The organism is Nocardia sp. NPDC003183, assembly GCF_053590715.1.
Map to the genome: position 1 here is coordinate 726126 of NZ_JBSFTG010000001.1, position 14123 is coordinate 740248.

Here is a 14123-nt window from a genome sequence, read left to right on the forward strand (position 1 = left end):
TCGGGGTCGGCCAAGGGAAACCGAGGATTGACCCGCTGGTGGTTTGTCGCTGATGATGGTCGTGGACCCAGGCGGCAACCCGCCCCGCGTTACTGACACGTCCCCGTTCGGGACGCAGGACGCGGGGCGGGTGTCGACCCGAATTCCGAAGTCTGCGACGAAACCACACAGCGTCATTCCCGACGTTCGCCGAGGAGCATCATGAATGCGACCGAACCTGCTGCGCGCAAGGACAATCCGCGACCGAACGGTGTGCTCACGGACGGCGGTGGCCTCGATTGCCGGCGATCGGTTCACTCATGACCGACATGAGCATCGCCCTGGGTGATGTCACCCTGCGGGGCACCGTGACCGGCGCGGGCCCGACGGTGCTGTTGCTCCATGCGGGAGGCGAGGATCGCGGCGTGTGGGCACCGGTCGCGTCGCAGATCGCCGCGGCCGGATTCCGGGCGGTGGCCTTCGATTTGCGTGGACACGGCGACAGTACGGGGGAGGCGACCGTCCTTCGGGCGGTTGCCGATGACGTGGCCGACATGGTGCGGCGTGAGCCGGCCCCGCTCGTGGTGGTGGGCGCTTCCGTCGGCGGGCTCGCTGCCATCGCCGCGCTCGGCGAACCGGATATTGCCGGTCGTGTGGCCGGTCTGATCCTTGTCGATGTGGTGCCGAATTCCGATCCGGATCGGGTACGCGCCTGGCTCAGTGACAGCGGGCTTCGCGATCAACGCACCGAACTGGTGGAAGACATCCTCGCGGCGGGGCCTGCGCTGCATGCGACGGCTGTCGGTTCGGAAGTGCCGATGCTGCTCGTGCGCGGCGGACGGTCGCCGCTCACCGACGCCGAAGTGGATCGGTTCCTCGCCGATCGTCGTGTCACGGTTACCTGTGTGCCGGAAGCCGGACACCTCGTCGCCCGGGAGGCTTCCGAAGAGCTCGCACGCATCGTCTCGGAGCACGCAGGCGCCTGGCTCGCTACCGCCCACGCTGTTCAGAGCGCATTCGACCTGCAGCGGGTTCTCGGTGCCGAAGAGATCGAACATCCCGGCGGAACTCTGCACGCTCACCTGCGCCGGGTCCACGCCCTCGTGGTCGAATGGAACGCCATGCCGCGGACCCGTCTGGCCGCGATCTGCCACGCGTCCTATGGCACGGACGGATTCGGTGTCGAGCTCCTGCCGACAACCGATCGGCCGCGGCTGGCGACCGTGATCGGGCACGATGCCGAGGGCCTGGTCTATCTCTACGGCGGGTGCGACCGCGAACGGACATACCGCGGCCTCGGGCGAGAGCCGCTGTCGGTGATCGACCGCTTCACCGGCACTTCCACGCTGGTCGGGGGTGCTGAACTGCATGATTTCGCGGTGCTGACGATCGCCAACGAGCTCGATGTCGCACGCCACGCGCACTTGCCGCCATCCGTGCGGACCGGGATCCGAAGCCTTGTCCTCGCGCTGGCGAGCTACGCGCCCGACGAGGCGGCGCGAGCGCTCGCGGACGAGGCGCTCGCCTGAGGGCGTGGCCGCATCACGGACCGCCGAGCTCGGATGCGGTCAGGGCAGGTCGGTAAGCGGCCAGGAAGAGATCTATCGCTGCGCCGGGGGGGTTCGCCGATATTGCTGTGGCATCGAGCATTCGGGCGTTCAGCGGTGCGCCCACGACCAGCCAGGTGAGCTGTTCGGCTGCGGCCCGGGGGTCGGGGATCGCGAGCACGTCGCGTGCGACGAGTGCCTGCAGCGTGGTGGCGAGAGCGCCGATATTGCGGACCCAGCTCTGGTGCAGATATGTCGCCCCGACCTCGGGCAGGCGGGCCGCCTCGGCGGTGACCAGCCTGCGCATTTCCACCACGGTCGGCGAGAGGACGCCGGCCAGCAGCGTTCGTGCCCAGACGAGTAAGCCCTCGCGGACATCCTCGGCGGACTCGAGTTCGGTGAGGGCGGGTCGCATCGCATCACGCCCGGCGGCGGTCCAGTGCTCCACGACCGCGGCGAACAAGCCCTCTTTCGACGGATGTTCGCGATACAGCGATGTCTTGGAGATCCCGGCGCGTGCGGCGATCTCGTCCATCGTCGATCCCGCGAACCCGCGCTCGAGAAACACCTCGCGGGCGACGGTGAGTAGTTCGGCGCCGGACTTCCCGGGTGGCCGGCCACGGCGTCGAGCAGAAGAGGTCATGCTCCCCATATTAGTACTTGACAGTACTTATTCATCCTCCTAGATTAAGTACTGGATCGTACTCAAGGAGCTGGCCATGATAGTTACAGGTGTCGTCGTTGCCGCGGTCGTCTCGTTCGTCATCAGCGCGGTGCTGTACGCGACACCGCCGATCGCCGCGTTGGTGTCGCGGACGAGTACCCCACGTCCCGGAATCGGCATGCCGGTCCAGATGCTGTTCGTGGTGCTGCGGGGGCTGCTGGCCGCGGGGGTGCTGGCGGCACTGCTCGTCGCCGGCGATCGGCATGGCATCGCCGCCGGGGCGGCGGTAGGTGCGATCGTGGCGGTACTACCGGTGACCATCCTCTCCGGCGCCATCGTCCACGAGAACGTGCCGATACCGACCGCTCTGGTGCATATGACCGACTGGGTCCTCAAGTTGGTCGTCAGCGGTGTCGTGCTCGGCATGTTCGTCTGAATCCCGAACCCCGACAGGAGCTCTCATGAACACCGCACCGGGACCGATCGACATCACGTTCACCGCTGTCCTCGGAAAAGTAAGGGCGGGTGACACATGGACATGCGTGCAACTGCCCGACTCCGCGCGGATCTTCGGCACCCGGGGCCTGGTCAAGGTGAAGGGAACGGTGGACGGTGTCGCGTTCACATCGTCGTTCATGGCACTCGGCGACGGCACCCACAAGCTTCCCGTCGCCGCCGAGATCCGCCGCCGCATCGGAAAGACCGATGGCGACGAAGTCACCGTCGAGCTGACTGAACGATTGAGCTGACAGACGGTGGCGCGGTGCCCTGCTTGGGGCGCAGTGGATCCGGGGACGGCCGCACGGTGGCCGAGTTGGTTTTCGCGACATCGGCGCGTAACGCACCAGGGCTATGCTGAATGTTTGCTGACGGTGTCCAGGGGATCGATCAGGTGATGGTGAGGCCTGTATGACCCGATTGCCGCACTATGCCGCGATGCTGGCCACGGCGGGTCATCTGCCTGCCGACGGTGACCGCTGGGCATACGAAGTGAAGTACGACGGAATCCGGGCCATTGCTTATATCGATGACGAACTGCGGCTCGAGTCGCGCAATGGCAACGACATCACCGTCGCCTGGCCCGAGCTGTCCGGGCTCGCTCCGGCCGAGCCCGGGTTCGTGGTCGACGGCGAGATCGTGATCGAACACGCTGGCCGATCCTCGTTTCAGGCATTGGCGCCGCGAATGCACCAGCGCAACCCAGCCGCTATCCGCGCCCTCGCGCAATCGACTCCGGCGACTTACATGATCTTCGACCTTCTCCACATCGGCGACCGGCCGCTGATCGAATTGCCCTATGCCCAGCGACGCGAGCTCCTCGAACATCTCGGGTTGACCCGCCCGCATTGGCGCGTCCCGCACTTGCTCCCCGGTCCCGCCGCAGACGCCCTGGCGATCTCGCAGGAACTCGGACTGGAAGGCATCATCTGCAAGCGTCGCAACAGCTGGTACCTGCCCGGGCAGCGCAGCCCCGCCTGGACCAAGGTCAAGAATGTCACCCACCAAGAAGTTGTGCTGATCGGTTGGAAGAAGGGCACCGGTCGCCGTGCCGGGCAGATCGGATCCTTGCTGGTCGCCGTGCCCGATGATCGCGGCAGCCTGGAATACGCCGGCAGTGTGGGCACGGGGTTCACGGCCGCGATGCTCGCCGATCTCTCCGAACGGCTCGCACCGCTGCACCGTGCTGATCCGCCGGTATCGGGCATCGGCCGTACCCCGGACGGGGTGTCGTGGGTGCAGCCGAAACTCGTCGGGGAAGTGGCGTTCACGGAATGGACCGGCGACGGCCGGTTGCGGCATCCGAGTTGGCGAGGTCTACGTTTCGACAAGGATGTCGACGAGGTCGAAACCCCGACCGGGCGCAACTGACTGTCCGCGCGCGCATTTGTTCGGTGCTGTTCTCTCGGGGTCAGCGCAGATGTCGATGCCTGGCTGCTATCACTACCTCGGGTCGGTGGATTGTGTTCGAGGTGTGCCGGTCTGCAAGTGGCAACGCAAGTGAATGAGAATTCATGCTGGAAGTGCCGAGTGTGATTCGGGCCAGGGATTCCAGCGGGAAGCAAATGGTGCGACAGGTTACTCGAAGTCATGTCGTGCCCACATTCGTCACGATTGCATAAACTACGCCGGTGAAATTCTTGCCTGTCCGATGCGTGAAGTGCCTGCTTGCCGGGTGTGACCTCGTATCAGGGAAACCTGCCAATTGTCACCGGCAAATAACGGCCCTTCGGGAGGTGAGGGAATTTCTGTTTCTGCTTCCATCGACTTCCACCATCTGGCACTGTATGGGTCACCGAGATCGCGGCACCGATTGCGGCGACCGCAAATCTCGGCTGAGCTCCTCGTTGTTATAGGGGGAATGAACGGGCGCGTAAGAGAAATGGTCCGGCTGGGGTAGCCGGGTGGGAGGATTCATGGTCTACATCAGAGCTCACTTCGATAATCGGTTCGCGCTACAGGAACACGGTGACGGTCCGCGCGGCATCTCCGAGGAACGCGGCGACGAGTTGGCGCCGTTGGCGCCGCTGGCCGTCATTGTGTCGTTCGTGCTCGTGGCGGCGGGATGCATCGCGTCCTCGGCAATGGGGGAGTGGACCCGCGACTATGGGGCAGAGCTCGTCGTCATCGCCTTTTGCCTGCACATGTTCCTTTCGGCTCTGTTGGGTTCGTGGGGACTTCGCAGGTGGCTGCAGACCACCCGGATCTGGCGTCGGTTCGAGCACCGATCTCTGCGCGACTGAGTCATATCCGCCTCAGTACTACTGCACCAGGAAAATCCGCGGCAGCCCGCGTGGATGCCATGAGTGGGAGGCGTTGTGAGAAAGTCCGTCGAAGTACCGATCTTGTCCCGGCGCGTCACCGAAGGCGGCCAGATCGTGGTCATCGAGGTGAGTCGGCCGCGACCGGTTGGCGGGAAGGTGGAGTGCGCCTATCGGCTGGCGGACACGCGGCGCACTACCGAAGGCCCCGATTCGCTGGCGGCGCTCTACCGGGCTCTGCTCGAGATCGGCGACTTGCTCGCGCAGGCGAATCGCGGCGCGTCGGCGCGGTTTGTCGTCCCGGCGAATCTCGGCTTTCCGGTACCACCCGCTGGTGATCGACCCGAGGCCGTGGATGACGCCGATGTAGTGGCGACGCAGACGATCATCCACGCAGGCGACCGGCACACGATTGCCATCTGCCGGCCTGTACAGGCCGGCGGCGGGGACGGCATGCTGTGTCTGTTTCGGGTCGACGGCGAAACCTGCGCGATCGCGAGAGGGTGGGACGGTGTCGACGCGGTGCTGAACGCGGTGTCGATGATCGGCGCAAGGTTTCGTCTCGCCACGGATTGGCCGTTGTCGCCGGCCGGAGGTGCATTCGCGTCAGAGGTGGCGACCGTAGTCGCGACGGGTGCTCCAACCGCGATCTAGGCACCAGCTCTTGTCGTCGCGGGGTCCGGTGCTGCTGTGAGCACCCATCGACACGGTGGCCTCGGATCCTGCCTCGCCGACCATGGTTGGCGGTTGCCGGGGCCGTCGTCTGGGGCAGCGTCCGAACGGGACGCGCTGGTCCCGGCAACCGCCCGCCGACCGGTCAGGAGTTCGGTCATCCTGTCCCCGGTGGCGGTCTCTGGTTTACAAGCGGGCGATACCCCGGTGTGTCGCTTCGAAACGGGGAGACCCAGCAGATTTCTATGTCGCCGCGGCCGGCCAGCTGATGGTGGGCCACGACTTCGGCAGGTTGACCGAACCGTCCAGGACCAACCGCACCAGGTCCTCGTAGCCCTCCCTCATCTCGGCCAGATGGTGCCAGGCTCGATGTCGCTGGGCGTCCTCGGCGTTGTGGAGCGCCCAGTGGGCATAGGTGGCGGCTTCCGCGACCCGGCCGATCACCCCGCCCACCGTGTCGATTCCCCGCGGAGCGCCGGGGCGTGGCCGCGGAAGCTGCGCGGTGATCCACACATCGATGGTGTGCGCGACTTCCGCGATCTGACGACCGACCCAGACGGCGGACGGTTCGGCCAGCCAGTCCCGATACAACGACCCGAGGGTGCGAGCCCAGCGCGCGAGCGGCTGATCACAATCGGCGCCCCCGTTGATCGCGGCAAGCAATTCCTGCGGCGAAAGAAACGGACCGTGCTGAGCCGACGCCGGGTACCACGAATCCGGTGCGCTCACCTGCGCTCACCGGACAGGCCTGCCCCGAGTAGACACTGCTGTGGAATTGCGGAATTCAGATTTCTGGCACCGGACAAAGCAAGCTCCTGATCAAGCACACATCCGCATGAACGGGTCGACCCAGCGGACAAGCAGGGTTCCGATCCTGCGCACGGTCCCGCCCCGGCGCCGCGAGGGTCTTTGCAGAATCCGATATTCGTATCCGTCAAGCTATCAGGCGGCAGACGTGGTCGCTGCAGCCGGTGCACTCTCTCAAGAAACATTTAATAACGTGCCCCGACCAGGGAATCTGCGGCAGATTTGGCGGCCGGGCGGTAACTTCTGACTGCACAAGGCCTTTCGCCGAAGTGCGTTCTCCGGAGCCGCTTCACCGACGACCCGCGCGGCCGAGGGGCAGCAGAAGTTCGGCAAGTAAGCGCTCGAAACGAATCGAGCCGACCGGGACACCCGGTCGGCTCGATCGTGGGAGCCGACGGCAATCATCGGCGGTCGAGAGGTCAGCGCAGATCGAACCGATCGTTGTCGACCACCTTGACCCACGCGTCGACGAAGTCGTTCACGAACTTCGCTCCCGCTGTGTTCTGCGCATACACCTCGGCCACCGCGCGAAGCACCGAGTGCGAGCCGAAGACGAGATCGTTGGCGGTGGCCGTCCATCGCTTCTCGCCGGTCCGCCGGTCGACACCGTCATAGACGTTCTCCGCCGACTCCGAGGCCTTCCACTCCGTGCTCTGGTCGAGCAGATTCACGAAGAAGTCGTTCGACAGCACGCCCGGCCGGTCGGTGAAGACACCGTGTGCGCTGCCACCGTAGTTGGCGCCGAGCGTACGCAGGCCGCCGATCAGCACCGTCAGCTGCGGCGCTGTCACGTCGAGCATGTAGGCGCGGTCCAGGAGCAGACGCTCGAGCGGCGCCTTCTCCCCGGGACGCACGTAGTTGCGGAAGCCGTCTGCCCGCGGCTCGAGCACATCGAAGGTGTCGACATCGGTGTTCTCCTGCGTGGCGTCGGTGCGCCCGGGCGAGAACGGCACGGTGATCTGATGACCGGCATCGCCGGCTGCCTTCTCGATCGCCGCCGAACCGCCCAGGATGATCAGGTCGGCCAGTGACACCGCCTTGCCATCGGGAGCAGCGGCGTTGAAATCTCGCTGGATCTGCTCGAGAACCGGCAACACCTTCGCCAGCTCGGCGGGTTCGTTGACGTCCCAGTCGCGCTGTGGTTCGAGCCGGATCCGGGCGCCGTTCGCGCCGCCGCGCTTGTCGGTGCTGCGGAAACTCGCGGCCGAGGCCCACGCCGTCTTGACCAGTTGCGCGACCGACAGACCGGACGCGAGCACCGTGTTCTTCAGCGCGGCGATGTCCTGGTCGTCGATCAGTGCGTGGTCGACAGCGGGAACCGGGTCCTGCCACAGCTGCGCCTCGGGCACCCACGGACCGAGATAGCGGCTGAGCGGACCCATATCGCGGTGCAGGAGTTTGTACCAGGCCTTTGCGAACGCCTCGGCCAGCTCCTCGGGGTGCTCGAGCCAGCGTCGGGTGATCTCCTCGTAGATCGGGTCTTCGCGCAGGGACAGGTCGGTGGTCAGCATTGTCGGGGTGCGCGCGGGCCCACCGAACGGATCAGGGATAAGGCCTTCGCCCGCACCGTCTTTCGGCTTCCACTGCCAGGCACCGGCCGGGCTCTTGGTGAGTTCCCAGTCGAACCCGTAGAGGTTCTGCAAGAAGCCGTTGCTCCACTGGGTCGGGGTGGCCGTCCACACGACCTCCAGGCCGCTGGTGATGGCGTCCTTGCCCTTGCCCGTGCCGTGCGTGCTCTTCCAGCCCAGACCCTGCTGCTCGAGCGGCGCGGCCTCGGGCTCGGCGCCGACCAGACTCGCATCGCCCGCACCGTGGGTCTTGCCGAAGCTGTGACCACCGACGATCAGGGCGGCGGTCTCCTCATCGTTCATCGCCATGCGAGCGAAGGTCTCGCGGATGTCACGTGCCGCGGCCACCGGATCAGGCCTGCCGTTGGGCCCTTCCGGGTTCACATAGATCAGGCCCATCTGGACCGCGCCCAGCGGGCCCGACAGTTTACGGTCGCCGCTGTAGCGTTCGTCGCCGAGCCAGGTGTCCTCCGGGCCCCAGAACACTTCCTCGGGCTCCCAGATATCGGGTCGGCCGAAGCCGAAGCCGAACGTCTGGAAACCCATGGACTCGAGGGCGACGTTGCCGGTGAACACGAGCAGGTCGGCCCAGGAGATGCTGTCGCCGTACTTCTGCTTGACCGGCCACAGCAGCCGACGAGCTTTGTCGAGGTTGGCGTTGTCGGGCCAGCTGTTGAGCGGGGCGAAGCGCTGGGCGCCCTGACCGCCGCCACCGCGTCCGTCGGCGATGCGGTAGGTGCCGGCTGCGTGCCAGCTCATCCGGATGAACAGGCCACCGTAGTTGCCGTAGTCGGCGGGCCACCAGTCCTGCGAGTCGGTCAGTACCGCGGCGATATCGGCTTTGAGGGCGTCGACGTCGAGCTCGGCGAATGCCGTGGCGTAGTCGAAGTCCTCGCCCAGTGGGTTGGACTTGGACGAGTGGGCGTGCAGGACCGAGACGTCGATCTGTTCGGGCCACCAGTCCTTGTTGGAGTGGGGGCGGCGGTCGGTGTCCGCGGTGGGCGAGGGGATCGCCGGGTTCTCGCTCTCGCTGTTGCTGAGAGTTTCGGCGTCAGGAGCGGGTGGGCGGCTATCGGAGGTCACGATATTCCTTCCTGGACGGGTCTTACAGGCTGGGAGCGGAGTTGTGTTCGCTGAGCGCGGAGTCCGCGCATTCGGGGCACAGGCCCCAGTAGATGACCTCGGCCTCGTCGATCACGAAGCCGAGGTCGTCGGAGGCAGTCAGGCAGGGTGCTTCGCCGACCGCGCAGTCGACGTCGGCGATCGCGCCACACGTTCGGCAGATCAGGTGGTGGTGATTGTCACCTACTCGTGCCTCGTAGCGGGCAAGCAGGCCGCGAGGTTGGATGCATCGGAGCAGCCCGGCGGTGGTGAGCGTGCGCAAGGTGTCGTAGACGGCCTGATGCGAGACCGCCGACAAACGGGACCGAACGGCACGGATGATCGAATCCGTGTCGGAGTGCGGGTGCGCGTGCACGGCGCTCAGCACCGCCACGCGCGGCGCTGTCACCCGCACAGAAACTCCCCGCAGCATCTGCTGGAACTCCGCGTCCGTGGGCACATCCGCAGTTTTCCGCGTTTTCTGGAATCAGTCAAGTATTTGCTGGCCGTCGTGTCTTCGTGCTGACCGCTTCGGCGCTCCGCACCCGGCACGTATTTCCGCCGCCCGGCCCGGCGTCGCCGCTGTCGTTGTGACTGTGGCGTTCGTCGCCGGTGCGGTGGCGGACGCTGCTCGCACGACGAGTCCGCGGCGGTGCCCACCAGGGTGTGACGACACCCCGGAAATAGCCCGAAGTTTGCGATAGTGGGTCGATTTCTGGCTGTTTGACGTTGTCGGAGAAGGGAATTCCGTTTGCACCCCAACAGAAGAACTTTCGCCGCGCCGGTGGCCTTGCCGTGCGGGACACGAGGAGACCGCTAATGCCGATTTCTGGTCCAGCTCAGCAGCTCGACAGAACTCCTGAAAATGGTGATATCGAGACCCTTGCGGCGATGGTGACGCACGACAACCAGCTTGTCGCCCAACTCCAAGACCTGGATCTGCGCAGGCTGTGTACGTGCGCCGCCGGATTATCCAGCCGGGCGCAGTGGCGGCTCGAAGCGGTAGCCGAAGCGTTGCGGAGCACCGAACAGCTCTGATCCCTGTTGGTCGCCGGCCGCCGTGGCGCATCGCGGTAGCCCTCACCTGACCTCGGGCTCGGGAACCGAGGACTCGACCTTCTTTGCCGCCCGGCACTCAGGCGGTGGATGTCGACGTGACCTTGCTGGGCCGCTACTGCGAGCGGTCGCCGATCACACCGTAGAAGTCGGCCGCCGGACAATATTCACGGCTACCGGTCGAACCCCCGAGGAGTGCACTACAGCCCAACACGGCGGCCTGTAGTGCCTCACCCGAAACGTCACGGTTCAGATCCCGGCATCGGGGCGCGGGATATCGCCACGCCAAGCTCCGGTTGCGCGGCCCTCGGTCTCGATGAACTGCTTGAAGCGTTTCATGTCGCCGTTCACTCGGTGTTCGAGCACGCCCAGCTTGTCGGCGGCGGTTTCGACGAAACCCTCCGGGTCGACATCCATTTGCGCGGTGATCCGGGTATGGGTGTCGTCGAGACGGTGGAATGTCACCACCCCGGCGTGGTTGGGCCCATCGTCGGACCTCCACGCGACTCGTTCGTCCGGGTGCTGTTCGGTGATGGTGGCGTCGAATTCCCGTGTCGACGGTCCGACATGGATGCGCCAGTGAGTGTGCCGGTCGCCGACTTGACTCACCTGCTCGACTCCTTCCATGAACTGCGGAAAGGTCTCGAACTGCGTCCACTGGTTGTAGGCGGTACGGATCGGGACGTCTACATCGACAGTTGCGGCTACTGTGCTCACGAGTACTCCATTCCCCAGCCTGCCTGCGTCGCCGCCACAGACTGGATTCGTTCGCAGCTGCGCGCCTTCGAGGCGCTGCAACTCGTACAGTGGCGGCCTACCCGAGGCCCGAAAGCGCAAACAGGAGTGCGGCACTCGGGCTTCGGGTGGCAATTGACCGATTCCGGTGTTTTCGTGATCATGACGGTGTGCGTTCTCGCTCTCTCTTGTTCCGCCTGCTCTCGAGGTCTACCTGATGCCAACCCACGCCGATCAACAGCGCAAACGCCCTCAGCAGGATCGCGCGAAGGAGACCAAAGCGCGGATTCTCGAGGTGGCCGCTCAGCTGTTCGGTGATCGAGGTATCGGCAACACCTCGACGAACCGGATCGCCGCCGAGGCCGGCATGAGCATCGGCACTCTGTACCGGTATTTCACCGACCGGGAAGAGATCGTCAAGGAACTCACCGACAGCCTGTTCGTGCAGGCCGAGGAACAATACGCTCGGCTGCTCACCAAGTCGGTCGCCGACAAACCTCGGCGCGACACGGTTGCCGAGATCATCCGTGTCGGCGTCGAAATCCTCGTTGCCAACGGTCCCCTCGTGCGCGCCTTGGTGGCCGACCTTCAGTTCTACGGCAGCGGGATCCCCGAATTCGAACCGCGGTTGCGAATGCTCATCAAGCTCTACCTGATCCAGTCGCTCGGTCCGACCCACGGCCTCGACGTCGACACCATGGCCTATATCGTGCTCAACGCGGGCTTCTCCACCGCGCTGCGCTCGGTCAAGATGGACGAAGAGGGCATGGACCGCGATGCGGTGATCGATCAGACCGCCGACATGATCGGGCTCTGGATAACCTCAGTGGCACAGGCTGATTCGCCCGCATAGCTCCCGAAGACGCTGATGGGTCGCGCATTCGAGATCCCGACCTTCTCGCGTCGTACTCGACTGCAACTATGGGTTTGCCCTCGTCTGGGCCACTGTAAGAGTCGTGTGTCCTTGCCGATGGGAGGGAATGTTGTTGCTGGGCTGGTGAATCAGGCGGTGCCCAGAACACTTTCGGGGGCCGGGGCGAAGGTCGACTCGAAATGTCGAATGAGGTCGTCCGGGGCGGCAGGGGAGGCGGCACAGCCGAGGTAGCCGTCGGGGCGGACAACGTAGGCCGCGCCGGCGGTGCAGTGATACTGCCGCGCGAAGTCGCCGTCGCTGTCACGGATGACCGGGAGGATCGTCGGGTCGACGGCGGCGCGGGGGCCCGCGACAAGATAGGTGTCGAGGTGGCCGTCGGTCAGTTTGCGAAGCAGGTCGACGTGGCGTTCGATTTCGGTGAGAGTGGCTGTGTCGCAGGTGTCGCCGACGTACCAGAGCAGTGTGTGGTCGGGGCCGGTGAGCAGGGTGAAGAGCCGGAACGGCGACGTCACGCCGTCTCGGGTCAGCCCGATCGCGTCCGGAGCGCGGCTGCCCGCGAGGGGAAACGGTGCGCCGCTGGGGGATTCGGTGACGATAGGGCTGTCACGATAGTCGATCAGGAGTTGTGCCTCGCGGAGCAGCACACGTTCGGGGTCCGATTCGCCGGCACCGATCCCGTCGCGGGCGTCGCGGACGGTGCGACCGACCACCTCCTCGCCGATCGGTCTGCGTTCGGCGTCATAGCTGGCCAGCAGCGTCGGCGCGGCTAGCTCTGCGACAGCCAGCGCGAGCTTCCAGGCGAGGTTATGGGCGTCTTGGATGCCGGTGTTCATGCCCTGGGCGCCCGTGGGCGGGTGGATGTGGGCGGCATCTCCCGCGACGAAAACTCTTCCCCGACTGTAGGAGTCGACGATGCGATGGCTGATCCGGAACACCGAGGACCAGCGCAAGTGCGAGGCAGTCGTCGGTGAGGGCGCGAGCCGGTCGAGCACCGCCTGAATATCGGCCAGCGCAGGTCCGGGCCCGGTGCCGAGTCCGTGTTCGACCCTGTCGCCGCCGACGGAGTTGTCGGAGGCCAGTTCCGGGGGAACCCGCATCGACACCCGGTATCGGTGGTGGCCGGGCAGCGGGACACACACCAGCACGTCGTCGGTGACACCGTTGGTCTGGTGCATCGACCGCACGGTGTAGCCGTGCGGTTGTGCCCAATCCAGCTCGACATCGCCGAGCATGTACTGCTCGGCGAAGGCCGCGCCCTCGAACGTCAGGCCCAGCGTCTTGCGGACGGTGCTGTGCGCACCGTCGCAGCCGACCAGATACCGTGCCCGCACCGTGCGCTCGCCCTCGGGGCCGGCGAGCACGGCGGCGACGCCGTCCTCGTCCTGGGTGAACCCGACGAGCCGGACTCCGCGCTCAACTCGCGTGCCCAGCGATTCCAGGTGCTGTCGCAGGATCCGCTCGGTCTCGTATTGGGGGAGTCCGAGGAACCCGAACGGAATCTCGGAGGGCAGCGCCAGATCCATGCGGTCGGCCTCGGCGCCGTTGATGTACACGATCTGGCCGCGCAACAGGACCGCGGCGTCGAGGACCTCGCGCAGGATGCCCATCGACTCGAACAGTTCCAGCGTGCGGGGCTGGACGCCGACCGCTTTCGCGTACTGCGGCGGATCGGATTGCGCGTCGATGATCCGGCACCGGACGCCACGCCGGACCACCTCGACGGCGGCGGCCGAGCCCACCGGACCTGCGCCGACGATCAGAACATCGGTATCGAACATGCGACATCACCTCACGCTGGAAGCCCCCGCCTCATGTTGTTCGCTGATCGTACGCCTGGCACCGGCCCGCGGAATCCCACGAATCGACGGATCGCCGGGAATCGAGCCATCGCGGCCGACAGAACCGTCCACCGCGGCCACAAGCTCCCCGACTCACGCGGTACCTCGAACTGTGTGATCCGCAGGTTGCCGGTGCTCGGGCGCGGCGATGCGTAACGCAGGGGGAGCCGGAAGCGACCGCAATGGTGGGAGCAGGGCTATCGAGGACAGGACGGCGGCGCGTGACAGTCGGTCGGATGAGGCGTACAGCCGTGGTGGCAGGGGCCGTGGGCGCTCTGGGGCTCCTCGGCTACGGCGGGCTTGCGGCTGCTCAGCCGACCGTCGTCTCCAGGGACAAGATCAGCGTCGCCGAGGGACTGGGCTCCACCGAGGTTTCCGGCGGTGATGGGTTCGCCGACGGCGACGCTGTTCGGTTGGTCGCGGGTCCGGGAGACCACGGCAATGGCGGCAACAACGGGAATTCGGATCCGGGCAGCGGTAACGGTAACCAGGGAAATGGTGGCGGTAACCAGGGCAACAACGG

Annotated in this window: 14 protein-coding genes and 2 pseudogenes; 10 read left to right on the top strand and 6 right to left on the bottom strand. The window is 65.8% G+C overall.

Annotated features, from left to right (window positions below; genetic code table 11):
* Positions 1-299: 299 nt before the first annotated feature.
* Positions 300-1508: an alpha/beta fold hydrolase gene (locus ACWDXS_RS03260; protein WP_449961454.1), complete on the top strand. Its 1209-nt coding sequence runs from the start codon at positions 300-302 to the stop codon at positions 1506-1508.
* A gap of 13 nt (positions 1509-1521) precedes the next feature.
* On the opposite strand, the gene ACWDXS_RS03265 is transcribed toward ACWDXS_RS03260, so the two are convergent.
* Positions 1522-2169: a TetR/AcrR family transcriptional regulator gene (locus tag ACWDXS_RS03265; RefSeq protein WP_449961458.1), complete on the bottom strand. Its 648-nt coding sequence runs from the start codon at positions 2167-2169 to the stop codon at positions 1522-1524.
* A gap of 76 nt (positions 2170-2245) precedes the next feature.
* Here ACWDXS_RS03265 and ACWDXS_RS03270 point away from each other — a divergent pair, with 76 nt between their 5' ends.
* The 5 genes from ACWDXS_RS03270 (at position 2246) to ACWDXS_RS03290 (ending at position 5603) form a co-directional block, all read left to right on the top strand.
* Complete coding sequence (locus ACWDXS_RS03270; RefSeq protein ID WP_449961461.1) at positions 2246-2626, top strand: DUF1761 family protein; 381 nt, start codon at positions 2246-2248, stop codon at positions 2624-2626.
* A 25-nt stretch (positions 2627-2651) separates the two neighbouring features.
* Positions 2652-2939 (top strand): DUF1905 domain-containing protein, encoded by a 288-nt coding sequence (locus ACWDXS_RS03275; RefSeq protein WP_379315572.1) that lies wholly within the window; start codon positions 2652-2654, stop codon positions 2937-2939.
* Positions 2940-3099: 160 nt separating this feature from the next.
* Positions 3100-4059: a non-homologous end-joining DNA ligase gene (gene ligD / locus ACWDXS_RS03280; RefSeq protein WP_449961464.1), complete on the top strand. Its 960-nt coding sequence runs from the start codon at positions 3100-3102 to the stop codon at positions 4057-4059.
* 545 nt (positions 4060-4604) lie between these two features.
* A complete protein-coding gene (locus ACWDXS_RS03285) occupies positions 4605-4931 on the top strand; it encodes a hypothetical protein (RefSeq protein WP_378990368.1) in 327 nt (108 codons plus the stop codon).
* A 75-nt stretch (positions 4932-5006) separates the two neighbouring features.
* Positions 5007-5603 carry a hypothetical protein gene (locus tag ACWDXS_RS03290; RefSeq protein WP_449961468.1) on the top strand — a complete coding sequence of 199 codons (597 nt, stop codon included), beginning with the start codon at positions 5007-5009 and terminating at the stop codon, positions 5601-5603.
* A 261-nt stretch (positions 5604-5864) separates the two neighbouring features.
* Here the strand turns inward: ACWDXS_RS03290 and ACWDXS_RS03295 are convergent, their stop codons facing one another.
* From ACWDXS_RS03295 to ACWDXS_RS03305, 3 genes are all read right to left on the bottom strand, one after another.
* A complete protein-coding gene (locus ACWDXS_RS03295; RefSeq protein WP_449961471.1) occupies positions 5865-6350 on the bottom strand; it encodes a hypothetical protein in 486 nt (161 codons plus the stop codon).
* 497 nt (positions 6351-6847) lie between these two features.
* Complete coding sequence (gene katG / locus ACWDXS_RS03300) at positions 6848-9079, bottom strand: catalase/peroxidase HPI (protein WP_449961474.1); 2232 nt, start codon at positions 9077-9079, stop codon at positions 6848-6850.
* A gap of 22 nt (positions 9080-9101) precedes the next feature.
* A complete protein-coding gene (locus ACWDXS_RS03305; RefSeq protein WP_449963392.1) occupies positions 9102-9530 on the bottom strand; it encodes a Fur family transcriptional regulator in 429 nt (142 codons plus the stop codon).
* 386 nt (positions 9531-9916) lie between these two features.
* Between ACWDXS_RS03305 and ACWDXS_RS03310 the strand changes: the two genes are divergently transcribed.
* Together ACWDXS_RS03310 and ACWDXS_RS03315 are read left to right on the top strand one after the other, a co-directional pair.
* Positions 9917-10135 (top strand): hypothetical protein, encoded by a 219-nt coding sequence (locus tag ACWDXS_RS03310; RefSeq protein WP_449961476.1) that lies wholly within the window; start codon positions 9917-9919, stop codon positions 10133-10135.
* A gap of 101 nt (positions 10136-10236) precedes the next feature.
* Positions 10237-10379: pseudogene (locus ACWDXS_RS03315) on the top strand (phosphate transport system regulatory protein PhoU); the annotation flags it as partial.
* A gap of 23 nt (positions 10380-10402) precedes the next feature.
* Here ACWDXS_RS03315 and ACWDXS_RS03320 read toward each other — a convergent pair.
* The gene (locus ACWDXS_RS03320) at positions 10403-10870 is read right to left on the bottom strand and encodes an SRPBCC family protein (RefSeq protein WP_449961479.1); all 468 of its coding nucleotides are present in this window, start codon (positions 10868-10870) and stop codon (positions 10403-10405) included.
* Between the two features lie 235 nt (positions 10871-11105).
* Here ACWDXS_RS03320 and ACWDXS_RS03325 point away from each other — a divergent pair, with 235 nt between their 5' ends.
* Positions 11106-11741, top strand: a complete 636-nt coding sequence (locus ACWDXS_RS03325) for a TetR/AcrR family transcriptional regulator (RefSeq protein ID WP_378628561.1) — start codon at positions 11106-11108, stop codon at positions 11739-11741.
* A 149-nt stretch (positions 11742-11890) separates the two neighbouring features.
* On the opposite strand, the gene ACWDXS_RS03330 is transcribed toward ACWDXS_RS03325, so the two are convergent.
* Positions 11891-13540, bottom strand: a complete 1650-nt coding sequence (locus ACWDXS_RS03330; RefSeq protein ID WP_449961483.1) for an FAD-dependent monooxygenase — start codon at positions 13538-13540, stop codon at positions 11891-11893.
* Positions 13541-13836: 296 nt separating this feature from the next.
* On the opposite strand from ACWDXS_RS03330, the pseudogene ACWDXS_RS03335 reads away from it, so the two are divergent.
* Positions 13837-14123 (top strand): annotated as a pseudogene (locus ACWDXS_RS03335) (hypothetical protein); the annotation flags it as partial.